We start from the raw sequence: 24,554 nt of genomic DNA, 5'->3' as shown, positions 1-24,554 counted from the left end.
ATAGATCGGGGGTGCGCTACCCCGCCCGATCCTGCTAATTGACACTGGCCTGAGCGGTACGTTCGGTGGTGTGCAGAGGTAGAATCTCCAGTTTAGACCCAATTGAGAGAAGGTCATGGCCCAACCCTACAGTGCGCGCAGCCGCGCCATCGAACCTTTCCACGTCATGGCGCTGCTGGCCCGGGCCAACGAGCTGCAGGCGGCCGGGCACGACGTGATCCACCTGGAAATCGGCGAGCCGGACTTCACCACGGCCGCACCCATCGTCGCTGCCGGCCAGGCCGCGCTGGCCGCCGGGCACACTCGCTATACCGCCGCACGCGGTCTGCCGGCACTGCGTGAGGCAATTGCCGGCTTTTATGGGCAGCGCTATGGCCTGAATATCGACCCGCAGCGCATCCTTGTTACCCCGGGTGGCTCCGGCGCGCTGCTGCTGGCCAGCAGCCTGCTGGTGGACCCGGGCAAGCACTGGCTGCTGGCCGATCCGGGTTACCCGTGCAATCGCCACTTCCTGCGCCTGGTCGAGGGCGGGGCCCAATTGGTACCGGTGGGCCCGGACGTTAACTACCAACTGACTGCCGAACTGGTTGAGCGCTACTGGGACAAGGACACCGTCGGCGCTCTGGTCGCTTCGCCGGCTAACCCGACTGGAACCGTGCTGGGGCGCGAAGCGTTGGCCTGCCTGGCCAAATCCACCCATGAGCGGCATGGTCATCTGGTGGTGGACGAGATCTACCACGGCCTCACCTATGGCATGGACGCGCCAAGCGTGCTGGAAGTCGACGACTCGGCCTTTGTCCTGAATAGTTTTTCCAAGTATTTCGGCATGACCGGTTGGCGCCTTGGCTGGCTGGTGGCCCCGCCCGGTGCGGTGGCCGACCTGGAGAAACTGGCGCAGAACCTGTACATCAGCGCGCCGAGCATGGCCCAGCATGCCGCGCTGGCCTGTTTCCAGCCCGAGGCGCTGGCCATTTTCGAAGAGCGCCGCGCCGAGTTCGCCCGCCGTCGCGACTACCTGCTGCCTGCCCTGCGTGAACTGGGTTTCCGCATTGCCGTCGAGCCGCAAGGCGCGTTCTACCTATATGCCGATATCAGCGCTTTTGGCGGTGACGCATTCGCATTCTGCCGACATTTCCTGGAAACCGAGCACGTGGCGTTCACGCCGGGCCTGGACTTTGGTCGCCACCTGGCCGGGCACCATGTGCGCTTCGCTTATACCCAGAGCCTGCCGCGCCTGGAAGAAGCGGTGCAGCGTATTGCCCGTGGCCTGCGGAGCTGGCAAGGCTGATGCGTTTCTCTCCGTCACTCGAGCAGGGCTGCCTGCTGCGTCGCTACAAGCGCTTTCTGGCCGATATCGAACTGGCCAGCGGCGAGCAGATGACTATCCACTGCCCGAATACCGGCTCCATGCTCAACTGTATGCGTGAAGGTGGGCAGGTGTGGTTCAGCCGCTCCAACGACCCCAGGCGCAAGCTGCCAGGGACTTGGGAAATCAGCGAAACCCCCCAGGGGCGGTTGGCCTGCGTGAATACCGGGCGGGCCAATGCATTGGTCGAAGAGGCCCTGCGCGCCGGCACTATCACTGAACTGGCTGGTTTCACTGCACTCAAGCGCGAAGTGGCCTATGGCGAGGAAGGCAGCCGTATCGACTTTCGGCTGGAGTTCGAGGGTGCTCCGGCCTATGTCGAGGTCAAGAGTGTGACGCTGGGCTACCCCGACACTGCAGTTGCGGCCTTCCCTGATGCGGTGACTCAGCGCGGTGCGAAACACCTGCGCGAGCTGGCAACGCTGGCCCGGCAGGGCGTGCGGGCCGTGCAGCTGTATTGCGTGAACCTGACCGGTATCGACGCTGTGCGCCCGGCTGAGGAAATCGATATGGCCTACGCCCAGGCGCTGCGCGCTGCAGTAGCGGACGGGGTGGAGGTGCTGGCCTATGGCACCCGGCTGGACGCCGAGGGTATCGTCATCGATCGCCGCTTGCCGGTGTTGCTTACCCCTTGAACCAGATGCCCAGGCTGTCTTCGTGGCAGCCCAGGGGCTGCAGCTGCTCACCCTCGCAGGGGCCTGCCACGCATTCGCCGCTTTCTATCAGGAACAGCGCACCGTGATGGGCGCAGTGGATGAGGCTGGCGCTGTCATCCAGAAACGCGTCCTCTGCCCAGTTCAGCGGGATGTCCCGGTGCGGGCAGCGGTTGCGGTACAGGTACACCTGGCCTTGGCGGCGTACGCCGAACAATTCGAGGCCGTCTACGCTGAAGGCGCGGCTTTGGCCCTCGGCCAGGCCGAGGGATGTACAAAGGAAGTGCATGGCAAGGATGGCTCGTGGAACATATGTTGGCTTGACGCTTCAATGCGAATAATTATCAAATTGATCGCGTTCGCTGCGCCTGGCTGTCTATGGTGCGCAGTTCCGCCGCTCGCCACAAGGCGTGTAGCCGTCTTCAGAAGGAACCCGATGATGCGCTGTCCAACTGCTTTTCTCGCTTTGTGTGCAAGCCTTGTGCTCTCTACCCAAGCCTTGGCAGCCGAGCTGCCGCAACGCTGGGTTAGCGCGGGTGGCGCCTTGAGCGAGTGGATAACCGCATTGGGGGGTGAAGCGCGCCTGGTCGGTGTGGACACTACCAGCCAGCACCCGGCCTCGTTGAAATCGTTGCCCAGTGTGGGTTATCAGCGACAGCTGTCGGCCGAAGGCATTCTCAGCCTGCGCCCGGATGTGCTGGTGGGCACCGAGGAAATGGGCCCGCCACCGGTACTGGCGCAAATCCGCAAGGCCGGCGTGCGGGTTGAGTTGTTCTCCAGCAAAGCCGAGCTGCCGGCGGTAGATGAAAACCTCAGGCACCTGGGGAAGTTGCTCGGCGCAGAGCAGCAAGCGTCCACGCTTGCAGCGGACTACCGCCAGCGGCTCGATGCGTTGCATGCCAACGTCAAGCTGGCCCAGGCCGGGCAGCAGGCTCCTGGGGTGTTGCTGCTGGTCGGCCATGCCGGGGCCAAGCCGCTGATCGCCGGGCAAGGCACTGCCGGTGACTGGCTGCTGAGCCAGGCGGGTGGGCGTAACCTGGCCGCGCACCAAGGTTACAAGAACTTCTCCAACGAAGCCTTGGCGGCGCTTGACCCGGATGTGATCGTGTTTTCCGACCGGGCGCTGGCCGATGGGCAGGCGTTGCAGGCGCTGTTGAAAGAAAACCCCGCACTGGCGGCCTCGCGGGCCGTGCGTGAGAAACGCCTGGTCTCACTGGACCCGACGCTGTTGGTCGGCGGGCTTGGGCCTCGGCTACCGGCGACCTTGCAGTCGCTGGCAGCCACCTTCTACCCCCTTGCTCAGGCCAGCTTCGCGCAATGAAACAGCGGTTCCAGCCACGTACGTTGTTCATTAGCCTGAGCCTGTTGTGCCTGTTGGCGATCTGGCTGTCACTGGCGTTGGGGCCAGTCAGCCTGCCGATGTTTGATACGCTGCGCGCTGGCCTGCGTCTGCTGGGGCTGCCTGTTTCCGAAGATGGCCTGCAGCAGGCCGAGATGATCCTTGGCCAGATCCGCCTGCCGCGCACCCTGTTGGGCTTGGCGGTGGGCGCGGTGCTGGCTCTGTCCGGGGTGGCCATGCAGGGGCTGTTCCGCAACCCGCTGGCCGACCCCGGGCTGGTAGGTGTTGCCGCCGGTGCCGCAGTGGGGGCTGCGGTTGCCATTGTTGGCGGCGCCTGGCTTGGCGGCATGCCGGATGCTTTCGCGCCTTATCTGCTGTCGTTCTGCGCTTTTGTCGGCGGGCTTGGGGTAACTGCGCTGGTCTACCGCCTGGGGCGCCGCGATGGCCAGACCAACGTTGCCACGATGCTGCTGGCTGGCGTGGCCATGACCGCGCTGGGTGGCGCGGCCGTGGGGCTGTTCTCTTACCTGGCCGATGATGCCACCTTGCGCACGCTGACATTCTGGAACCTTGGCAGCCTCAATGGCGCCAGCTATGAGCGACTGTGGCCATTGTTGCTGGTGGCGACAGGGGTTGCGGTGTGGTTGCCGCGCCGGGCCAAGGCGCTGAATGCCCTGTTGTTGGGTGAGTCTGAGGCGCGTCACCTGGGCGTTGACGTGGAGCGGCTCAAGCGTGAGCTGGTGTTCTGCACGGCACTGGGGGTTGGGGCGGCAGTGGCTGCAGCCGGGTTGATCGGCTTCATCGGCCTGGTAGTGCCGCACCTGGTACGCCTGCTGGCCGGCCCCGATCACCGTGTGGTGCTGCCAGCCTCGCTGCTGGCCGGCGGTGTGCTGATGTTGTTCGCCGACCTTGCGGCGCGGCTGCTGTTGGCGCCGGCCGAGCTGCCGATTGGTATCGTCACGGCCTTCATTGGTGCGCCGTTCTTCCTGTTCCTGCTGATGCGAGGGCGCGGCTGATGTTGCAAGTAGAGGGCCTGTATCTGCGCAGGGGTAGCAATGAGGTGCTGCACGACATTCACCTGCAGTTGCCTCCGGGGCAGGTAGTGGGTGTGCTTGGTCCCAACGGTGCCGGCAAGAGCAGCCTGCTGAGTGTGCTGTGCGGTGAACTGGCGCCCGGCCGCGGGCGGGTGACGCTGCAGGGCCGCCCCCTGGCCGATTGGGCTGGGCAGGAACGGGCAAGGCGCCTGGCAGTGTTGCCACAGGTGTCCAGCCTGAGTTTCTCGTTTCGGGTCGAGGAAGTGGTCGGTATGGGGCGCATGCCTCATGGCACCGGGCAGCGGCGTGATGCGGAAATTGTCGAGGCGGCGTTGCAGGCGGCAGATGCCTGGCACCTGGTGGAGCGCAGTTACCTGGCGCTTTCCGGTGGCGAGCGGCAACGGGTGCACCTGGCCCGCGTGCTGGCGCAGCTATGGCCGGGCGAGGAGGGGGCCACGTTGCTGCTCGACGAACCGACCTCGATGCTCGACCCACTGCATCAGCACACCACCCTGGAAGCCGTACGTCGTTTCGCCGACTGCGGTGCTGCAGTGTTGGTGATCCTGCATGACCTGAACCTGGCGGCGCGTTACTGTGATCGCATCCTGTTGCTGGAGCAGGGGCGTTGCCACGCGTTTGCCACACCCGACGCGGTACTGACCCCGGCGGCACTGAAGGCGGTGTACGGTATCGACGTACTGGTGCAAGCGCACCCCGAGCGCGGGCATCCGCTGATCATCACCCGTTGATTCTCAAGCCATGCACGGCCTGTGTGGAAGCGGCCTTGTCTCGCGACAGATCCGCCCCCTCGGGGAAGGCCATTCAAATTGTGGATGACATGGAGTAACTGCCGATGCGACACCCGCTGCTGTCTGGTTTCTCGCTGTGCCTGGTACTGGCGCTGGGCGGTTGTCAGGCCAGCCTGCCGCCGTTGCCCGCCTGGCAGAGTAGCGAAGGTCGCACCCACGCCGAGCTGGGTAAGATTGTCGATCTGTCCAATGAGCAGGTCATAAGCCCCGAAAAGCTGGTGCATCGCCTGGCTGTCGCCCCCCGCGTGCTTGTCGGCGAGAAGCACGACAACCCTGACCATCACGCGCTGCAGCTATGGCTGCTGCGCGCTCTTCAAAGCCAGCGTACTCAGGGCAGCCTGTTGCTGGAAATGCTGCAGCCCGAACAGCAGTCACGGGTGGACAAGCTGATGGGGCAGCCTTTGCCGGAAGACTTGCCCAAGGCGCTGGCCTGGCAGGAGGGCTGGGATTGGCAGTTGTACGGGCCGATTGTCACCGAAGCCTTGCAGCATCGGGTGACGTTGCTGGCAGCCAACCTTTCGCCCGCCGAGATGCGTCAGGCCTATCGACAACCGGCTCCGGTGCAGGGCGAAAAGTCCAATGCACCCGCGGTAAAGGCTGCCTTGCTGGAACAGGTGCGCGCCGGGCATTGCGGGATGCTGCCGGAAAGCCAGTTACCGGCGATGTTGGCCGTTCAGCAGCAGCGCGACCGGCGCATGGCCGAGCGTTTGCAGGCGGCGCCGCAACCGGCACTGTTGTTTGCCGGGGCTTACCACGTGCGCAAGGACTTGGGCATACCCTTGCATCTGGCTGACCTAGAGGCATCGGGGGAGAGCAAGGTATTGCTGCTGGCTGAGGTAGGCGAGCGAATCGAGCCTGGCGAGGCTGATTATGTGTGGTACACGGCAGCGATGCCGGAGCAGGATTATTGTGCGCAGTTGCGGCGTTGATCCTTGAAAAGCACAGGCAAAAAAAGACCCGGCAAATTGCCGGGTCAATAACCGTGATTAGCCTGATGAGGAGATAATCTGAGAGTCCGAACCAAGGTCTCTTAGCTTATCCAACCAGTCTCGCGACCAGTTGCGATAATCATAACAATTCTCATTTAGCCGTCAATCCCTTTACCCTGATTATTTTGGTTTTTCTGCGTAGGTTTTTTCGCGTCCAATTGTTGGTTGAGTGCTTCCTTGCGTTCGAGCGGCAAATCGTTCCAGTGCATGTCCAGCAGGGCGCCTTCAATGGCATACAACAGCACCTTCGATGCACGGAACCCTCGTGTTTTCACGGCCTGGTACGCACCCACAGCGCCCAGGCGGCGCAAATCCGATGCACTGTGGATGCCGGCTGCATGCAGCCACTGCGCAGAAGTCTTGCCAAGGTTCTTCAGATGCTGCAATTCATCGTTCATCGAGCCTCCTTGCGATGGCTGAACGGGAATGGGGGATAAATCGCGAGCAGGGTCAGAGAGGAGTGTAGCGGGGGTTCGGGAATACGCGGCTTTTTGCCATCGGATGATGAGCGGCCTGTGCCTGCCCTTTTGCCGGCAGGCACAGGAAGATGATGAACTTACAGGCCAGGCAATCGCTGGCGAATCTGCTCGATCACCTGGTCCATGCTGCCGGCAGTTTGGGTATCGACGCGTGTGCTGTGCACCAGCTCCTGCGCATCCAGCGCCTCACGGCCTGCCTGCTGGGCCTTGATCACCTTTAGCGTGGCATCCGACGGGTCGCTGTTTTCGGCCTGGCGCTGCTCCAGCCAACTGGCGATGACCGCCTCTGGCGCGTGGCAGTCAAGGATGAGGAACGGCACTCCGGTCTGGCTGGCAACGTCTGCCGCAGCCTGGCGCTGCTCATGCTTGAGGTAGGTGGCGTCCAGCACCACCGGGAAGCCGGCGCGCAGCACGGTCGCAGCTATCTCGTGCAGGCGCAGGTAGGTCGCAGCGCTGGCGTCCTGGTCATAGATGCCCGTGCTCAGTTGGCCGGCGTCGGCCTGTTGTTGTTCGCCGAACAGGCGCTTGCGCTCCACGTCCGAACGCACGCGCACAGCACCCAAGGCCTCGACCAGGCGCATGGCCACGTGACTTTTGCCCACCGCCGAAACGCCATGGGTGATGGCCAGCAGCCGCGACGGGATGGCACTGTAGCTTTCGGCCAGGTTGGCGTAATTGCGGTAGGTGCGCAGGGTGGTGGCACGTTGCACGCCATCAGCATCGGCCGGCATGCTGAACAGTGCGACCTTGGCCCGCACCAGCGCACGGTAGGCCTTGTAGAAGTTGAGCAGTTCCAGGCCTTCATAGTCCCCCGTCAGTTCCAGGTACTGGCTGATGAAGCGCCGGGCCAGGCATTTCAGGCCTCGGTCTTCCAGGTCCATGGCCAGGAAGGCGGTGTCGGCGTAGACGTCGGTCAGTCGGAAAGGCTCGTTGAACTCGATGCAATCGAAGATCACTACCTTGCCATCGATCAAGGTGGCGTTGCCCAGGTGGATGTCACCGTGGCACTCACGGATGAAGCCATTGGCCTTGCGCTTTTCCAGCAGGCCGTGCAGGCGCTCGAAGCTGCTGCGAGCCCAGGCCTGCAGGGCGTCGAGTTGCTGCAGATCGGCTTTGTCGCTGAGGAATGGGCGGATTTGCTCGAAGTTCTGCTCCACCGGGGCCATCACGCTGTCTGGCGTGCCCAGCGGGTGCTCCATCGGCACACGTGGGGCCTGCAGGTGAAACTCGGCAATCTGCCGGGCCATCTGGTCGATGTGCGTGGCGTTCAGCTCGCCATTGGCCTGCAGGGTGTTGAGCATCTGGCCCTGAGGGAACTGGCGCATCTTCAGCACGTACTCGATGGCTTCACCTTCGCCACCGATCTGCGGTGCGTCGACGCTACCGGTGATCGGCAGCACTTCCAGATACAGGCCTTCGGTCAGGCGCTGGTTCAGGCGCAACTCTTCGTTACAGAAATGCCGGCGCTGGTCCAGCCCGGTGAAGTCCAGGAAGCCGAAATTCATCGGTTTCTTGACCTTGTAGGCGTACTCGCCAGTGAGCAGGACCCAGGAGATATGCGTCTCGATGAGCTGAAACCCATCCACGGGGTGAGGGTACAGGGCAGGGTTCTGCAACGCAGTAATAAGAGCTTGGCTCACGGCAAATCCTTCCGGGGCAAGGGAATTCGAATGCGCCATTATGGTCAATGGTGCCGTCCCTGCCTACCGCCGGGCCGTCTGCCCAGCCTTTATAAAGTGCGTATAATCCGCCGCCATGACCCGAACCCGAAATTCCCGTACCCCTCAGAAACGCCCGACCGGCCGCTCCCGCGCCTGGCTGGGCTGGGCTTTGAAGCTCAGCCTGGTAGGCCTGGTGATAGTCGCCGGCTTCGCGGTTTACCTCGATGCCGTCGTCCAGGAAAAGTTCTCCGGCAAGCGCTGGACCATCCCGGCCAAAGTGTATGCCCGGCCGCTGGAGCTGTTCACCGGCCAGAAGTTGAGCAAGAGCGACTTCCTCACCGAGCTCGATGCCCTCGGCTACCGTCGCGAGAGCGCGGCTAACGGCCCCGGCGCTGCGTCCGTCAACGGCAATACCGTCGACCTCAATACCCGTGGCTTCCAGTTCTACGAGGGCATGGAGCCGGCGCAGTTCGTCCGCGTGCGCTTCTCTGGCGACTACGTTGCGGGCCTTTCCGGCGCCAACGGCAAGGCGCTTGACGTGGTGCGCCTGGAGCCGCTGATGATCGGCGGCATCTACCCGAAAAACCTTGAAGACCGCATCCTGATCAAGATCGATCAGGTCCCCAAGTATCTGCTCGAAACCCTGGTGGCCACGGAAGACCGCGACTTCTACAGCCACTACGGCGTGTCGCCCAAGTCCATCGCCCGGGCCATGTGGGTCAATACTTCGTCCGGTTCCATGCGCCAGGGTGGCAGTACCCTGACCCAGCAGTTGGTGAAGAACTTCTACCTCAGCAGCGAGCGCAGCCTCAGCCGCAAGCTGACCGAGGCGATGATGGCGATACTGCTCGAACTGCATTACGACAAGCGCGAAATCCTTGAGGCCTACCTCAATGAGGTGTTCGTCGGTCAAGACGGTCAACGCGCCGTGCACGGCTTTGGCCTGGCTAGCCAGTTTTTCTTCAGCCAGCCGTTGTCCGAGCTGAAACTGCATCAGATCGCCCTGCTGGTGGGCATGGTCAAAGGGCCGTCCTATTACAACCCGCGGCGTCACCCCGAGCGCGCCCTGGCGCGCCGCAACCTGGTGCTCGACCTGGTGGCCGAGCAGGGCGTGGCCAGCCAGGCAGAAGTCGATGCGGCGAAGAAAATGCCGCTGGGCGTAACCAAGCGTGGCAGCCTGGCCGACAGCTCGTTCCCGGCCTTCCTTGACCTGGTCAAGCGACAGCTACGTCAGGACTACCGCGACGAAGACTTGACCGAAGAAGGCCTGCGCATCTTTACCAGCTTCGACCCGATCCTTCAGATGAAGGCCGAAACCTCGATGAGAGAGACCTTCAAGCGCCTGTCGGGCCGCAAGGGGGCTGACGAGGTGGAAGCGGCAATGGTCGTGACCAACCCTGAGACCGGTGAAGTACAGGCGCTGATCGGTAGCCGCCAGGCAGGCTTCGCCGGCTTCAACCGGGCCATCGATGCCGTGCGGCCGATCGGCTCGCTGGTCAAGCCGTCGGTATACCTGACTGCGCTGGAGCAGCCGAGCAAATACACCCTGACCAGTTGGGTGCAGGATGAGCCATTTTCGGTCAAGGGGGCTGACGGCCAAGTCTGGCGCCCGCAAAACTATGACCGTCGCCCGCACGGCACTATCTACCTGTACCAGGGGCTGGCCAACTCGTACAACCTGTCGACCGCCAAGCTCGGCCTGGAAGTGGGCGTGCCGAACGTGATCAAGACCATTGGTCGGTTGGGGGTAAATGTTGACTGGCCAGCGTTCCCGGCCATGTTGCTGGGCGCTGGTGGCATGTCACCGATGCAGGTGGCAACCATGTATCAGACCATCGCCAACGGTGGCTTCAACACGCCGATGCGCGGTATCCGCAGCGTGCTCACCGCCGAGGGCGAGCCGCTCAAGCGCTACCCGTTCCAGATCCAGCAAACCTTCGACCCGGGTGCCATCTACCTGGTGCAGAACGCCATGCAGCGCGTAATGCGCGAAGGTACCGGGCGCTCGGTGTACAACACCTTGCCACGCTCGCTGACCTTGGCGGGCAAGACCGGTACCAGTAACGACTCGCGTGACAGCTGGTTCTCCGGCTTCAGTCAGGATCTGCTGGCCGTGGTGTGGATGGGCCGTGACGATAACGGCAAGACACCGTTTACCGGCGCCACCGGAGCCCTGCAGGTGTGGACCAGTTTCATGAAGAAGGCCGACCCGCTGCCACTGGATATGCCGCAACCGGACAACGTGGTGCAGGCCTGGATCGACCCGTACACTGGCCATGGGTCTGATGCCAGCTGTCCGGGAGCGGTGCAGATGCCGTATATTCGCGGGAGTGAGCCGCCGGCCGGCGCAACCTGTGGCGGCGAGCAGGATCCAGTCGAATCGGTAATGGACTGGGTCAAGGGCTGGATGAATTAAGCACAGGCTGCATTGATGAGGTGTGACGTGAACAAGTGGCTGTTTCCTGCCGTGACGGCGTTGGCTGTGCTCCAGGGGTGCTCCAGCGTCCCGCGTGGCAATATTCCGGTGGTCGATTCGAGCACCCGCGTGTCCAACAGCGAGCGCGTGACGGCCAACCGCTCGGCGGGTGGCTATAACACCGGCACCGCCCAGGCGCAGACGCTGCCGGAGGATTCCGGCGTCACCGTGATGATCCCGCAGGGCGCAGGTGCTTCGGGCATCCAGACGTTCCCGGCGAACAATGGCGCAGCGCCGATCACTCCAGGGCCCATCACTCCAGGCCCTGTCAGTTCGGCACCGATGACCACCAATCCCAACCCGATTGCCGATGAACCCTTCGACATTGCCGCGATGAATAACACCCCGCAAAGCGCCAGTGCGCCCACCGGTATTCCGCGCAGCGCTGCCGCCGGTGGTCTGTCGGCCGACGAGCAACTGGACGGCCCGGTGCTGGCGTTGCTGACCACTGCGCAGACGCAGCAGGGCAGTGGCGACTTCAACGGTGCCGCCTCGAGCCTGGAGCGTGCCCAGCGTATTGCTCCGCGTGAGCCGCAGGTGCTGTATCGCCTGGCCCAGGTGCGCCTCTCGCAAGGTGATGCAGCGCAGGCCGAGCAGTTGGCGCGTCGCGCTCTGACCTACGCCAACGGCCGCCCAAGCCTGCAGGCAGAGCTATGGAACACGATCGCCCAGGCGCGTGAAAAGCAGGGTGACAGCGCTGGCGCTGCGCTGGCCCGGCAAAAGGCGCGGGTCAATTCGTGATGATCGAGCAGCGCATTCTGGATATTGCCGACCACCTGCTATTGATCGAGCGTGAACTGCAGGTGCAAGGCTGGTGGGATGACGAGCCGCCAAGCGACGAGGCGCTGGCCAGTACGGTGCCGTTCGCCGTGGATACCCTCAATTTTGAGCAGTGGCTGCAATGGATCTTCCTGCCCCGCATGAAAATCATCATCGAACTGGGCCACCCGTTGCCCAATGCATCGAGCATCCTTGTCATGGCCGAAACCGTGTTTACCGACCGGCCGGAGCAAAGTCGTGAGCTACGGCGCCTGTTGGCAGCTTTTGATCAATTGATCGCTCCTTCCGCCTGATTTCTTCAGTTTTTCCTTCTAGGGCCGCAGATTGTGGCCCTTTTTATTGGAAATCTTCTTAATTCTGCTGCTGAAGCGATTTTTAGTGGTGGCAGGAATTCATCTTGGGGAAAAATTGGCAATAATTTTTCTTGACTTGTTGGCGCCGAATCACAAGAATCCAACTTCCGCTGTAGAGGGACTGCCAGAAGCAGACCCGCTAAGCAGATCATGAGGTGCACACCCGCGCCGACCTGTTACACCCCGCAACGCGTTACCTCGCGCTGGGTGGGAAACCCCCGCAACACTCTGGGGATCTCCCAATACTTGCTCAGTCAGTGCTGACGTTCGCTCATGCTCTGCTTGGCAGTAAACCTATTAAGACCCGTCCAGTGAGGGCGGTATTCTGGCGTTTTAGAGGTGAACAACGTGGAGCTTTTATCTGGCGCTGAGATGGTCGTCCGCTTCTTGCGTGACGAAGGCGTTAAGCACATCTACGGGTACCCTGGTGGTGCTCTCCTGCATGTTTACGACGCACTGTTCAAAGAACCGGAAGTGGAACACATCCTGGTTCGTCACGAGCAGGCGGCAACCCATATGGCGGACGGCTACGCTCGTGCCACCGGCAAGGCCGGTGTGGTACTGGTAACCTCCGGTCCTGGCGCGACCAATGCCATTACCGGCATTGCCACCGCCTACATGGACTCGATTCCGATGGTTATCCTGTCCGGCCAGGTGCCTAGCACCATGGTGGGCACCGATGCCTTCCAGGAAACCGACATGATCGGTATCTCGCGGCCGATCGTGAAGCACAGCTTCATGATCAAGAACCCGACCGAGATCCCTGAAATTCTGAAAAAAGCTTTTTACCTGGCGCAATCCGGTCGCCCAGGTCCAGTCGTGGTCGACATTCCAAAAGATATGACCAACCCGGCTGAAAAGTTTGAATACGTCTACCCGAAAAAGGTCAAGCTGCGCTCCTACAGCCCGGCGGTCCGCGGTCACTCCGGGCAGATCCGCAAGGCTGCCGAGATGCTTCTGGCTGCCAAGCGCCCGGTTGTCTACTCCGGTGGCGGTGTGATCCTCGGCGGTGGCTCCGAAGCCCTGACTGAAATCGCCAAGTCGCTGAACCTGCCGGTCACCAATACCCTGATGGGGCTGGGTGGCTTCCCGGGTACCGACCGCCAGTTCCTCGGCATGCTTGGCATGCATGGCAGCTACACCGCCAACATGGCCATGCACAATGCCGACGTCATCTTTGCCGTCGGTGCGCGTTTCGACGACCGCGTTGTAAACGGCCCGGCCAAGTTCTGCCCGAATGCCAAGATCATCCACATCGACATCGACCCGGCGTCGATCTCGAAGATGATCAAGGCCGACGTGCCGATCGTCGGCCCGGTCGACAGCGTGCTCAGCGAAATGCTCGGCATCCTCAAGGAAATCGGCGAGCAGCCTGACAAGGCGGCGCTGGATGCCTGGTGGAAGCAGATTGACGAATGGCGTGGCAATGGCGAGTTGTTCCCTTACGACAAGGGCGATGGCAACGTCATCAAACCGCAAAAAGTCATCGAGACACTGTGCGAAGTGACCAATGGCGATGCCTTCGTCACTTCCGACGTAGGCCAGCACCAGATGTTTGCCGCGCAGTACTACCGCTTCAACAAGCCAAACCGCTGGATCAACTCCGGTGGCCTGGGCACCATGGGCTTCGGCTTCCCGGCGGCGATGGGCATCAAGCTCAACTTCCCGGATCAGGACGTGGCCTGTGTGACCGGCGAAGGCAGTATCCAGATGAACATCCAGGAGCTGTCCACCTGCATGCAATACGGCCTGCCGGTGAAGATCGTCAACCTGAACAACGGTGTGTTGGGCATGGTCCGCCAATGGCAGGACATGGCCTACAACGGTCGCCATTCGCACTCATACGTCGAGTCGCTGCCTGACTTCATCAAGCTGGCCGAGGCCTATGGCCATGTGGGTATCCGCATTACCAGCCTGAAAGACCTCAAGCCGAAGCTGGAAGAAGCGTTTGCGATGAAGGACCGTCTGGTGTTCATCGACATCGCGGTTGACCGCAGTGAGCACGTCTATCCGATGCAGATCAAGGATGGCTCGATGCGTGACATGTGGCTGAGCAAGACGGAGCGTACCTGATATGCGGCACATCATTTCCCTGCTGCTGGAAAACGAACCAGGTGCGTTGTCCCGTGTGGTCGGCCTGTTCTCCCAGCGCAACTACAACATTGAAAGCCTGACTGTAGCGCCGACCGAAGACCCGACCCTGTCGCGTCTGACGCTGACCACCGTTGGCCATGACGAAGTGATCGAACAGATCACCAAGAACCTGAACAAGCTGGTCGAAGTGGTCAAGCTTGTCGACCTGTCGGAAAGCGCTCACATCGAGCGTGAACTGATGCTGGTCAAGGTCAAGGCCACCGGTGCCCAGCGCGCCGAGATCAAGCGCACCACGGATATCTTCCGCGGCCAGATCGTCGACGTGACCGCCAGCGTGTACACCGTGCAGCTGAGCGGTACCAGCGACAAACTGGACAGCTTCATCCAGGCGATCGGCACTGCATCGATTCTGGAAACCGTGCGCAGCGGCGTTACCGGCATTGCCCGTGGCGACAAAGTGCTCAGCATCTAAATTTAAAAATTAGCGATGGCTCCGCAGGGGCCGAGATATAACCAGGGGTATTTTCATGAAAGTTTTCTACGATAAAGACTGCGACCTTTCCATCATCCAGGGTAAGAAAGTCGCCATCATCGGTTACGGCTCCCAGGGCCACGCTCAGGCGTGCAACCTGAAAGATTCCGGTGTAGACGTTACCGTCGGTCTGCGTAAAGGTTCGGCTACCGTTGCCAAGGCTGAAGCTCACGGCCTGAAAGTTGCTGATGTTGCTACCGCTGTCGCTGCGGCTGACCTGGTCATGATCCTGACCCCGGACGAATTCCAGGGCACTCTGTACAAGAACGAAATCGAGCCGAACATCAAGAAGGGCGCTACCCTGGCCTTCTCGCACGGTTTCTCGATCCACTACAACCAGGTTGTTCCGCGTGCCGACCTCGACGTGATCATGATCGCGCCGAAAGCCCCGGGCCACACCGTTCGTTCCGAGTTCGTCAAAGGCGGCGGCATCCCTGACCTGATCGCTATCTACCAGGACGCTTCCGGCAACGCCAAGAATGTCGCGCTGTCCTACGCTTCGGGCGTGGGTGGTGGCCGCACCGGCATCATCGAAACCACCTTCAAGGACGAAACCGAAACCGACCTGTTCGGTGAGCAGGCTGTTCTGTGTGGCGGTACTGTCGAACTGGTCAAAGCCGGTTTCGAAACCCTGGTCGAAGCTGGCTACGCGCCGGAAATGGCCTACTTCGAGTGCCTGCACGAGCTGAAGTTGATCGTAGACCTCATGTACGAAGGCGGCATCGCCAACATGAACTACTCGATCTCCAACAACGCCGAATACGGTGAGTACGTGACTGGTCCGGAAGTCATCAACGAAGAATCCCGCAAGGCCATGCGCAATGCTCTGAAGCGCATCCAGGACGGCGAGTACGCGAAGATGTTCATCTCCGAAGGTGCTACCAACTACCCATCGATGACCGCCAAGCGTCGCAACAACGCCGCTCACGGCATCGAAATCATCGGTGAGCAGCTGCGCTCGATGATGCCGTGGATCTCGGCTAACAAAATCGTCGACAAGACCAAGAACTAAGTCTTATCGAAAGATGAAAAACGCGGCTTTGGCCGCGTTTTTTCGTTCTGGCATCCCGCTTCTGGTATAAAGCAGACCAGTGGCTCGCTGTCAGAACCTGTTTCGCGGGCCCGTGTCGAACATTTTCCATCCTGTTGCAAGGTACCCTCCATGAGCGAACGTCCCGAAGAGCCGAACAAGCCCTCCGACGCCGAAAGCCTGCTACCTGTCGATGAGCACGTTGAAGAAGGGCATGACGCCGAAGGCCGTAAGGTGCGCCACCGCGGCATCTACCTGCTGCCCAACCTGTTTACCACCGCCAACCTGTTTGCCGGTTTCTATTCCATCATCAGCTCGATGAGCGCACAGAGCGCCCTGAGTGCCGGCGACCCGCGCGAGGCGAGCAAGTACTTCGCTTTTGCCGCTATCGCCATTTTCGTGGCCATGGTGCTCGACGGTCTGGACGGCCGCGTTGCGCGCATGACCAACACCCAGAGTGCCTTCGGTGCCGAGTATGACTCGCTATCGGATATGGTCGCCTTCGGCGTGGCCCCGGCTTTGCTGGCCTTCGGCTGGGCGCTGGGTGACATGGGCAAGGTCGGCTGGATGGTTGCATTCATCTATGTGGCCGGTGCCGCGTTGCGCCTGGCGCGTTTCAATACCCAGGTCGGTACCGCCGACAAGCGCTACTTCATCGGTCTGGCCAGCCCGGCTGCCGCCGGTGTGGTGGCGGGCACCGTATGGGCGTTCAGCGACTATGGCATTCAGGGCTCCAAGCTGTCGTTCCTGGTGGCGCTGTTGGTGGCTGCTGCTGGCATGCTGATGGTCAGCAACATCAAGTACAACAGCTTCAAGGAGCTGGACCTCAAGGGGCGCGTGCCGTTCGTGGCGATCCTGGCGGTGGTGCTGGTGTTTGCCGTCGTGTTCAGCGACCCTCCGCGTATCCTTCTGTTGATCTTCCTTGCCTATGCAGCATCGGGGCCGATCCAGTTCCTGCTGAAGGCACGCCGTCGCAAAGTGTGAAAATCACTTAACGCTGGAATAACCTCACGGCTCCATAGTCTTACTGGTACATCCGTTACTCAGTGCTATGGAGCCGTTCATGCTTATCAAGCTTCCCAGGTCTTCCGAGTGCAAGGCGTCGGAGATCACCCCCGAAGGCATTTACCTTTCCCGTCGTACCCTGCTGGGCGGCTCATTGGCTGGCTTGGCGCTAGGCGCATTACCGGGCGGGGTGGGCGCGGCGCAAGTGTCCCGTTATGCTGATGTGCAGGCTGGGGTCGCACCAGCCTGGTTCACTGAAAAGCTCGCGGCCACGCACTGGCAAGCGGTGACGGTGAAGGACGAGGCGATCACGCCATTCAAGGATGCCACTCACTACAACAACTTCTACGAGTTCGGGCCCGACAAGGGCGACCCGGCGGCCAATGCCGACAGCCTGAAGACCGAACCGTGGTCTGTTGTGGTGGATGGTGAGGTTGGCAAACCCGGACGCTATGCACTGGAGGACTTCGTCAAACCCTATCAGCTTGAGGAGCGGATCTATCGGCTGCGCTGTGTTGAGGCGTGGTCGATGGTCATTCCGTGGCTGGGGTTCCCTTTGGCTCAGGTGCTCAAGCAGGTCGAGCCTACTTCCAAGGCGCGTTATGTGCGTTTCGAAACGCTGAACGATCCGCAGCATATGCCCGGGCAGCGCTCAGGATTCGCCTTGATCGACTGGCCTTATAGAGAAGGGTTGCGCCTGGATGAGGCGATGCACCCGTTGGCAATTCTCGCGGTGGGTATGTACGGCCGGGAGCTGCCCAACCAGAACGGCGCGCCGTTGCGTCTGGTGGTGCCTTGGAAGTATGGCTTCAAGAGCATCAAGTCGATTGTGCGCATCAGCCTGGTAGCGGAGCAGCCCGGTACTACCTGGGAAGGGCTGGCGCCGGATGAATATGGCTTCTATGCCAATGTGAACCCTACAGTCGACCACCCGCGCTGGAGTCAGGCGCGCGAACGTCGCTTGCCCAGCGGACTGTTCAGTCCCAACGTGCGGGAGACCCAGATGTTCAATGGCTATGCTGATGAAGTGGCGTCGCTCTATGCCGGGCTCGATCTGCGGAAGAACTACTGATGCGTTACCCCTGGTTTCGTTTGGCCATCTTCGTCGTAGGCTGCCTGTTTCCGATGTGGTGGCTATATGAAGCAGCGATGAACCTGCTGGGGCCTGACCCCGGGAAGATCATGATGGACCGCCTTGGGCTCGGGGCGCTTACCTTCTTGCTGGTGACCTTGAGCATGACCCCTCTGCAGAAGTTGACGGGCTGGTCTGGCTGGATCGTGGTTCGCCGGCAGCTGGGGTTGTGGGTGTTCGCTTATATAGTGCTGCACATACTGGCTTACCTGTTTTTCATTCTTGGGCTGGATTGGGGGCAGTTGGCGGTGGAACTCAGCAAGCGGCCCTACATTATTGTGGGGGCGCTGGGCTTCCTGGGTTTGCTGGCGTTGGCGGTTACCTCTAACCGGTACAGCCAACGGCGGCTGGGGGCGCGGTGGAAGAAGCTGCATAGGTTGGTGTATGCGGTGCTTGGGTTGGGCTTGCTGCATTTCCTCTGGATCGTGCGTTCCGACCTTCGGGAATGGTCGATCTATGCGTTTATTGGGGCTGTGTTGATGGTGTTGCGGATACCTGCTGTTGCGCGGGCTCTTCCCAGGGTTGCCAGGAGGCAGGGTAGGGCGGTTTGAGAGGGGGTGGGGCTGCCACGGGCCTGTCTTGAGATAGCAATGGCTGTGGAGGGGGCCCGCCTTTGTTTCTCTGGTGTCTGTGAGATCGAGCGCCGCCCGCGCGGCGCATCGCGAGCTGCGCTCGCTCCTACGTTTGTTTCGGGCCAGTCACGCCTGTGATAGACGCGCGCGACCGCCTTGTTTGTACGACGCGATATCGCGCCATGCGCCAAGGCGTTCGCGCGCAAATCCCACAGGCATAATTGGCCCGAAACAAACGTAGGAGCGAGCGCAGCTCGCGATGCGCCGCGCGGGCGGCGCTCGATCTCACAGGCGCTGAATGTGTTGCGGCGAGCACCTGGTGGCCTTGATACGGTCTTCACCTGGAATATTCCAAATAAATGAAATTAAAGGTTGACGCGCTTTCGAATCCCCTTATAATGCGCCCCACTTCCAGCGACATCGGAACGAAAAACTCCTTGATATTCAACGAGTTAAGTAGTTAAGGCGAAAGCTAGAGGGCTACGATCGAATGATCGAAAGCGGTTGAAAAGGTGGTTGACAGTGCTTCTAAGTGCTGTATGATTCGCCTCCCGCTACGAGAGATCGCAGCGAGCCAAGTGTTTGAAGCTAAACGAGTTTCTCGCAAAAAACTTCAAAATAAACGCTTGACAGGCTCTGAGGAAAGCGTAGAATGCGCGCCTCGGTTGAGACGAAAAGCTCTTAACCAAACGCTCTTTAACAAATCGAATCAAGCAATTCGTGTGGGTGCTTGTGAGTACGGACTGATAGTCAAAAAGATTATCAGCATCACAAGTGACCATGCGAGAAATCACATAGTCATTTGAGATTGCTGAGCCAAGTTTAGGGTTTCTTAAAAACCCAAGCAGTATTGAACTGAAGAGTTTGATCATGGCTCAGATTGAACGCTGGCGGCAGGCCTAACACATGCAAGTCGAGCGGATGACGGGAGCTTGCTCCTTGATTCAGCGGCGGACGGGTGAGTAATGCCTAGGAATCTGCCTGGTAGTGGGGGACAACGTTTCGAAAGGAACGCTAATACCGCATACGTCCTACGGGAGAAAGCAGGGGACCTTCGGGCCTTGCGCTATCAGATGAGCCTAGGTCGGATTAGCTAGTTGGTGGGGTAATGGCTCACCAAGGCGACGATCCGTAACTGGTCTGAGAGGATGATCAGTCACACTGGAACTGAGACACGGTCCAGACTCCTACGGGAGGCAGCAGTGGGGAATATTGGACAATGGGCGAAAGCCTGATCCAGCCATGCCGCGTGTGTGAAGAAGGTCTTCGGATTGTAAAGCACTTTAAGTTGGGAGGAAGGGCAGTAAGTTAATACCTTGCTGTTTTGACGTTACCGACAGAATAAGCACCGGCTAACTCTGTGCCAGCAGCCGCGGTAATACAGAGGGTGCAAGCGTTAATCGGAATTACTGGGCGTAAAGCGCGCGTAGGTGGTTTGTTAAGTTGGATGTGAAAGCCCCGGGCTCAACCTGGGAACTGCATCCAAAACTGGCAAGCTAGAGTACGGTAGAGGGTGGTGGAATTTCCTGTGTAGCGGTGAAATGCGTAGATATAGGAAGGAACACCAGTGGCGAAGGCGACCACCTGGACTGATACTGACACTGAGGTGCGAAAGCGTGGGGAGCAAACAGGATTAGATACCCTGGTAGTCCACGCCGTAAACGATGTCAACTAGCCGTTGGAATCCTTGAGATTTTAGTGGCGCAGCTAACGCATTAAGTTGACCGCCTGGGGAGTACGGCCGCAAGGTTAAAACTCAAATGAATTGACGGGGGCCCGCACAAGCGGTGGAGCATGTGGTTTAATTCGAAGCAACGCGAAGAACCTTACCAGGCCTTGACATGCAGAGAACTTTCCAGAGATGGATTGGTGCCTTCGGGAACTCTGACACAGGTGCTGCATGGCTGTCGTCAGCTCGTGTCGTGAGATGTTGGGTTAAGTCCCGTAACGAGCGCAACCCTTGTCCTTAGTTACCAGCACGTAATGGTGGGCACTCTAAGGAGACTGCCGGTGACAAACCGGAGGAAGGTGGGGATGACGTCAAGTCATCATGGCCCTTACGGCCTGGGCTACACACGTGCTACAATGGTCGGTACAGAGGGTTGCCAAGCCGCGAGGTGGAGCTAATCTCACAAAACCGATCGTAGTCCGGATCGCAGTCTGCAACTCGACTGCGTGAAGTCGGAATCGCTAGTAATCGCGAATCAGAATGTCGCGGTGAATACGTTCCCGGGCCTTGTACACACCGCCCGTCACACCATGGGAGTGGGTTGCACCAGAAGTAGCTAGTCTAACCTTCGGGAGGACGGTTACCACGGTGTGATTCATGACTGGGGTGAAGTCGTAACAAGGTAGCCGTAGGGGAACCTGCGGCTGGATCACCTCCTTAATCGACGACATCAGCCTGCTGATGAGCTCCCACACGAATTGCTTGATTCATTGTATAAAGACGATCGAGACCCAAAGTTTTACCCTTAGGTCTGTAGCTCAGTTGGTTAGAGCGCACCCCTGATAAGGGTGAGGTCGGCAGTTCAAATCTGCCCAGACCTACCAATTTTGGTTGGAATGTTGAGCACCCCATGCCTCTGGATAAAGAGTGGTGAGGACGGCTCTTCTGCAGTTCAAATCTGCCCAGGCCTACCAATATGCGGGGCCATAGCTCAGCTGGGAGAGCGCCTGCCTTGCACGCAGGAGGTCAGCGGTTCGATCCCGCTTGGCTCCACCACTTGCTGTACCTTGATCAAACTCAGAAATGAGCATTCGTATCGAATGTTGATTTCTGACTTTTGTCAGATCGTTCTTTAAAAATTCGGATATGTGATAGATATAGACTGAACACCAGTTTCACTGCTGGTGGATCAGGCTAAGGTAAAATTTGTGAGTTCTGCTCGAAAGAGCAACGTACGAATTTTCGGCGAATGTCGTCTTCACAGTATAACCAGATTGCTTGGGGTTATATGGTCAAGTGAAGAAGCGCATACGGTGGATGCCTTGGCAGTCAGAGGCGATGAAAGACGTGGTAGCCTGCGATAAGCTTTGGGGAGTCGGCAAACAGACTGTGATCCAGAGATCTCTGAATGGGGGAACCCACTCAGCATAAGCTGAGTATCTTGTACTGAATACATAGGTGCAAGAGGCGAACCAGGGGAACTGAAACATCTAAGTACCCTGAGGAAAAGAAATCAACCGAGATTCCCTTAGTAGTGGCGAGCGAACGGGGACCAGCCCTTAAGTTGGTTTGAGATTAGTGGAACGCTCTGGAAAGTGCGGCCATAGTGGGTGATAGCCCCGTACACGAAAATCTCTTATCAATGAAATCGAGTAGGACGGAGCACGAGAAACTTTGTCTGAATATGGGGGGACCATCCTCCAAGGCTAAATACTACTGACTGACCGATAGTGAACCAGTACCGTGAGGGAAAGGCGAAAAGAACCCCGGAGAGGGGAGTGAAATAGAACCTGAAACCGTATGCGTACAAGCAGTGGGAGCCTACTTTGTTAGGTGACTGCGTACCTTTTGTATAATGGGTCAGCGACTTATATTCAGTGGCGAGCTTAACCGAATAGGGGAGGCGTAGCGAAAGCGAGTCTTAATAGGGCGTTTAGTCGCTGGGTATAGACCCGAAACCGGGCGATCTATCCATGGGCAGGTTGAAGGTTAGGTAACACTGACTGGAGGACCGAACCGACTACCGTTGAAAAGTTAGCGGATGACCTGTGGATCGGAGTGAAAGGCTAATCAAGCTCGGAGATAGCTGGTTCTCCTCGAAAGCTATTTAGGTAGCGCCTCATGTATCACTGTAGGGGGTAGAGCACTGTTTCGGCTAGGGGGTCATCCCGACTTACCAAACCGATGCAAACTCCGAATACCTACAAGTGCCGAGCATGGGAGACACACGGCGGGTGCTAACGTCCGTCGTGAAAAGGGAAACAACCCAGACCGTCAGCTAAGGTCCCAAAGTCATGGTTAAGTGGGAAACGATGTGGGAAGGCTTAGACAGCTAGGAGGTTGGCTTAGAAGCAGCCACCCTTTAAAGAAAGCGTAATAGCTCACTAGTCGAGTCGGCCTGCGCGGAAGATGTAACGGGGCTCAAACCATGCACCGAAGCTACGGGTATCATCTTATGATGATGCGGTAGAGGAGCGTTCTGTAAGCCTGTGAAGGTGAGTTGAGAAGCTTGCTGGAGGTATCAGAAGTGCGAATGCTGACATGAGTAACGACAATGCGAGTGAAAAACTCGCACGCCGAAAGACCAAGGTTTCCTGCGCAACGTTAATCGACGCAGGGTTAGTCGGTCCCTAAGGCGAGGCTGAAAAGCGTAGTCGATGGAAAACAGGTTAATATTCCTGTACTTCCAGTTATTGCGATGGAGGGACGGAGAAGGTTAGGCCAGCCTGGCGTTGGTTGTCCAGGTTTAAGGTGGTAGGCTGAAATCTTAGGCAAATCCGGGATTTCAAGGCCGAGAGCTGATGACGAGTTGCCTTTAGGCGACGAAGTGGTTGATACCATGCTTCCAAGAAAAGCTCCTAAGCTTCAGATAACTGGGAACCGTACCCCAAACCGACACAGGTGGTTAGGTAGAGAATACCAAGGCGCTTGAGAGAACTCGGGTGAAGGAACTAGGCAAAATGGCACCGTAACTTCGGGAGAAGGTGCGCCGGCGAGGGTGAAGGACTTGCTCCGTAAGCTCATGCCGGTCGAAGATACCAGGCCGCTGCGACTGTTTATTAAAAACACAGCACTCTGCAAACACGAAAGTGGACGTATAGGGTGTGACGCCTGCCCGGTGCCGGAAGGTTAATTGATGGGGTTAGCGCAAGCGAAGCTCTTGATCGAAGCCCCGGTAAACGGCGGCCGTAACTATAACGGTCCTAAGGTAGCGAAATTCCTTGTCGGGTAAGTTCCGACCTGCACGAATGGCGTAACGATGGCGGCGCTGTCTCCACCCGAGACTCAGTGAAATTGAAATCGCTGTGAAGATGCAGTGTATCCGCGGCTAGACGGAAAGACCCCGTGAACCTTTACTATAGCTTTGCACTGGACTTTGAATTTGCTTGTGTAGGATAGGTGGGAGGCTTTGAAGTGGGGACGCCAGTTCTCATGGAGCCATCCTTGAAATACCACCCTGGCAACTTTGAGGTTCTAACTCAGGTCCGTTATCCGGATCGAGGACAGTGTATGGTGGGTAGTTTGACTGGGGCGGTCTCCTCCCAAAGAGTAACGGAGGAGTACGAAGGTGCGCTCAGACCGGTCGGAAATCGGTCGTAGAGTATAAAGGCAAAAGCGCGCTTGACTGCGAGACAAACACGTCGAGCAGGTACGAAAGTAGGTCTTAGTGATCCGGTGGTTCTGTATGGAAGGGCCATCGCTCAACGGATAAAAGGTACTCCGGGGATAACAGGCTGATACCGCCCAAGAGTTCATATCGACGGCGGTGTTTGGCACCTCGATGTCGGCTCATCACATCCTGGGGCTGAAGCCGGTCCCAAGGGTATGGCTGTTCGCCATTTAAAGTGGTACGCGAGCTGGGTTTAGAACGTCGTGAGACAGTTCGGTCCCTATCTGCCGTGGACGTTTGAGATTTGAGAGGGGCTGCTCCTAGTACGAGAGGACCGGAGTGGACGAACCTCTGGTGTTCCGGTTGTCACGCCAGTGGCATTGCCGGGTAGCTATGTTCGGAAGAGATAACCGCTGAAAGCATCTAAGCGGGAAACTTGCCTCAAGATGAGATCTCACTGGGATCTTGAATCCCCTAAAGGGCCGTCGAAGACTACGACGTTGATAGGTTGGGTGTGTAAGCGCTGTGAGGCGTTGAGCTAACCAATACTAATTGCCCGTGAGGCTTGACCATATAACACCCAAGCAATTTGCTGACGCAGATTGCGGTGGTGAAGACGAAAGACCCGAAAATTCGTAAGACCACAAACATCACATATCCGGATTCGCCGGGCTGTCCATCTGGACATTCTGGCTACAGAATTTCTTGACGACCATAGAGCATTGGAACCACCTGATCCCATCCCGAACTCAGTAGTGAAACGATGCATCGCCGATGGTAGTGTGGGGTTTCCCCATGTGAGAGTAGGTCATCGTCAAGATTCATTTCGCAAAACCCCTATCTGCACATGCAGGTAGGGGTTTTGTCTTTGTGGGCAAAAAAGCCTGTGCCTGCTCGAAGCCCTGCGAGCACGCCCGCTCCCGCGGCCTGATGGCATTCGGCCGTTTCATGTACGCGTGATATCGTTCCCC

The 24,554-nt window shown here is 59.1% G+C and carries 18 protein-coding genes, 2 tRNA genes and 3 rRNA genes; 20 read left to right on the top strand and 3 right to left on the bottom strand.

Annotated elements, in window-relative coordinates; translation table 11 throughout:
- Window positions 1–115: 115 nt before the first annotated feature.
- Both AC3B5Q_RS22170 and sfsA read left to right on the top strand, forming a co-directional pair.
- On the top strand, window positions 116–1,288 hold the full coding sequence (locus tag AC3B5Q_RS22170) for a pyridoxal phosphate-dependent aminotransferase (protein WP_021784784.1): 1,173 nt from the start codon (window positions 116–118) through the stop codon (window positions 1,286–1,288).
- Window positions 1,288–2,001: a DNA/RNA nuclease SfsA gene (gene sfsA / locus AC3B5Q_RS22165; RefSeq protein WP_053870478.1), complete on the top strand. Its 714-nt coding sequence runs from the start codon at window positions 1,288–1,290 to the stop codon at window positions 1,999–2,001. The genes AC3B5Q_RS22170 and sfsA overlap by 1 nt, the downstream gene beginning before the upstream one ends.
- On the opposite strand, the gene AC3B5Q_RS22160 is transcribed toward sfsA, so the two are convergent.
- Complete coding sequence (locus tag AC3B5Q_RS22160; RefSeq protein ID WP_028697598.1) at window positions 1,991–2,308, bottom strand: Rieske (2Fe-2S) protein; 318 nt, start codon at window positions 2,306–2,308, stop codon at window positions 1,991–1,993. The genes sfsA and AC3B5Q_RS22160 overlap by 11 nt on opposite strands.
- Before the next feature lie 147 nt (window positions 2,309–2,455).
- On the opposite strand from AC3B5Q_RS22160, the gene AC3B5Q_RS22155 reads away from it, so the two are divergent.
- The 4 genes from AC3B5Q_RS22155 (at window position 2,456) to AC3B5Q_RS22140 (ending at window position 6,130) form a co-directional block, all read left to right on the top strand.
- Window positions 2,456–3,340, top strand: a complete 885-nt coding sequence (locus AC3B5Q_RS22155; protein ID WP_053870477.1) for a heme/hemin ABC transporter substrate-binding protein — start codon at window positions 2,456–2,458, stop codon at window positions 3,338–3,340.
- Between the two features lie 50 nt (window positions 3,341–3,390).
- On the top strand, window positions 3,391–4,374 hold the full coding sequence (locus AC3B5Q_RS22150) for a FecCD family ABC transporter permease (RefSeq protein ID WP_172402780.1): 984 nt from the start codon (window positions 3,391–3,393) through the stop codon (window positions 4,372–4,374).
- On the top strand, window positions 4,374–5,141 hold the full coding sequence (locus tag AC3B5Q_RS22145) for a heme ABC transporter ATP-binding protein (protein ID WP_021784779.1): 768 nt from the start codon (window positions 4,374–4,376) through the stop codon (window positions 5,139–5,141). Before AC3B5Q_RS22150 ends, AC3B5Q_RS22145 begins: the two co-directional genes overlap by 1 nt.
- Window positions 5,142–5,245: 104 nt before the next feature.
- Window positions 5,246–6,130 carry a ChaN family lipoprotein gene (locus AC3B5Q_RS22140; RefSeq protein WP_021784778.1) on the top strand — a complete coding sequence of 295 codons (885 nt, stop codon included), beginning with the start codon at window positions 5,246–5,248 and terminating at the stop codon, window positions 6,128–6,130.
- Between the two features lie 155 nt (window positions 6,131–6,285).
- Here AC3B5Q_RS22140 and AC3B5Q_RS22135 read toward each other — a convergent pair whose 3' ends face one another.
- Complete coding sequence (locus tag AC3B5Q_RS22135; RefSeq protein WP_021784777.1) at window positions 6,286–6,588, bottom strand: TfoX/Sxy family protein; 303 nt, start codon at window positions 6,586–6,588, stop codon at window positions 6,286–6,288.
- 158 nt (window positions 6,589–6,746) lie between these two features.
- Window positions 6,747–8,309, bottom strand: coding sequence for a bifunctional aminoglycoside phosphotransferase/ATP-binding protein (locus AC3B5Q_RS22130; protein ID WP_135192632.1), 1,563 nt, complete (start codon window positions 8,307–8,309; stop codon window positions 6,747–6,749).
- 115 nt (window positions 8,310–8,424) lie between these two features.
- Here AC3B5Q_RS22130 and mrcB point away from each other — a divergent pair, with 115 nt between their 5' ends.
- The 14 genes from mrcB to rrf all read left to right on the top strand — a co-directional run bounded on the left by mrcB (window position 8,425) and on the right by rrf (window position 24,403).
- The gene (mrcB, locus tag AC3B5Q_RS22125; RefSeq protein ID WP_021784775.1) at window positions 8,425–10,746 is read left to right on the top strand and encodes a penicillin-binding protein 1B; all 2,322 of its coding nucleotides are present in this window, start codon (window positions 8,425–8,427) and stop codon (window positions 10,744–10,746) included.
- Between the two features lie 15 nt (window positions 10,747–10,761).
- Complete coding sequence (locus AC3B5Q_RS22120) at window positions 10,762–11,547, top strand: tetratricopeptide repeat protein (RefSeq protein ID WP_021784774.1); 786 nt, start codon at window positions 10,762–10,764, stop codon at window positions 11,545–11,547.
- The gene (locus AC3B5Q_RS22115) at window positions 11,547–11,879 is read left to right on the top strand and encodes a YqcC family protein (protein WP_021784773.1); all 333 of its coding nucleotides are present in this window, start codon (window positions 11,547–11,549) and stop codon (window positions 11,877–11,879) included. Before AC3B5Q_RS22120 ends, AC3B5Q_RS22115 begins: the two co-directional genes overlap by 1 nt.
- A gap of 408 nt (window positions 11,880–12,287) precedes the next feature.
- Window positions 12,288–14,012, top strand: coding sequence for an acetolactate synthase 3 large subunit (locus AC3B5Q_RS22110; protein ID WP_028697593.1), 1,725 nt, complete (start codon window positions 12,288–12,290; stop codon window positions 14,010–14,012).
- Between the two features lies 1 nt (window position 14,013).
- Window positions 14,014–14,505, top strand: a complete 492-nt coding sequence (ilvN, locus tag AC3B5Q_RS22105) for an acetolactate synthase small subunit (RefSeq protein ID WP_003250040.1) — start codon at window positions 14,014–14,016, stop codon at window positions 14,503–14,505.
- Window positions 14,506–14,560: 55 nt separating this feature from the next.
- Window positions 14,561–15,577 (top strand): ketol-acid reductoisomerase, encoded by a 1,017-nt coding sequence (ilvC, locus tag AC3B5Q_RS22100; RefSeq protein WP_021784771.1) that lies wholly within the window; start codon window positions 14,561–14,563, stop codon window positions 15,575–15,577.
- A 150-nt stretch (window positions 15,578–15,727) separates the two neighbouring features.
- Window positions 15,728–16,579, top strand: a complete 852-nt coding sequence (gene pssA / locus AC3B5Q_RS22095; protein ID WP_021784770.1) for a CDP-diacylglycerol--serine O-phosphatidyltransferase — start codon at window positions 15,728–15,730, stop codon at window positions 16,577–16,579.
- A gap of 79 nt (window positions 16,580–16,658) precedes the next feature.
- Entirely contained in the window at window positions 16,659–17,672 is a 1,014-nt protein-coding gene (gene msrP / locus AC3B5Q_RS22090; protein WP_021784769.1) for a protein-methionine-sulfoxide reductase catalytic subunit MsrP, read from the top strand.
- Window positions 17,672–18,283 carry a protein-methionine-sulfoxide reductase heme-binding subunit MsrQ gene (msrQ, locus tag AC3B5Q_RS22085; protein ID WP_084850154.1) on the top strand — a complete coding sequence of 204 codons (612 nt, stop codon included), beginning with the start codon at window positions 17,672–17,674 and terminating at the stop codon, window positions 18,281–18,283. The genes msrP and msrQ overlap by 1 nt, the downstream gene beginning before the upstream one ends.
- Window positions 18,284–19,156: 873 nt before the next feature.
- A 16S ribosomal RNA gene (locus AC3B5Q_RS22080) occupies window positions 19,157–20,693 on the top strand.
- Between the two features lie 87 nt (window positions 20,694–20,780).
- Window positions 20,781–20,857: transfer RNA gene (locus AC3B5Q_RS22075), tRNA-Ile, on the top strand.
- Between the two features lie 96 nt (window positions 20,858–20,953).
- Window positions 20,954–21,029 (top strand) — tRNA-Ala (locus AC3B5Q_RS22070).
- Between the two features lie 234 nt (window positions 21,030–21,263).
- Window positions 21,264–24,156, top strand: a 23S ribosomal RNA gene (locus AC3B5Q_RS22065).
- A 131-nt stretch (window positions 24,157–24,287) separates the two neighbouring features.
- A 5S ribosomal RNA gene (gene rrf, locus AC3B5Q_RS22060) occupies window positions 24,288–24,403 on the top strand.
- Together the 16S, 23S and 5S rRNA genes with 2 tRNA genes alongside form the textbook arrangement of a ribosomal RNA operon.
- Window positions 24,404–24,554: the final 151 nt, after the last annotated feature.

It is taken from the genome of Pseudomonas sp. D5(2026), assembly GCF_057766845.1.
The sequence above is the reverse complement of the archived record's forward strand: the minus strand, read 5'-3'. Positions and strand labels throughout refer to the sequence as shown.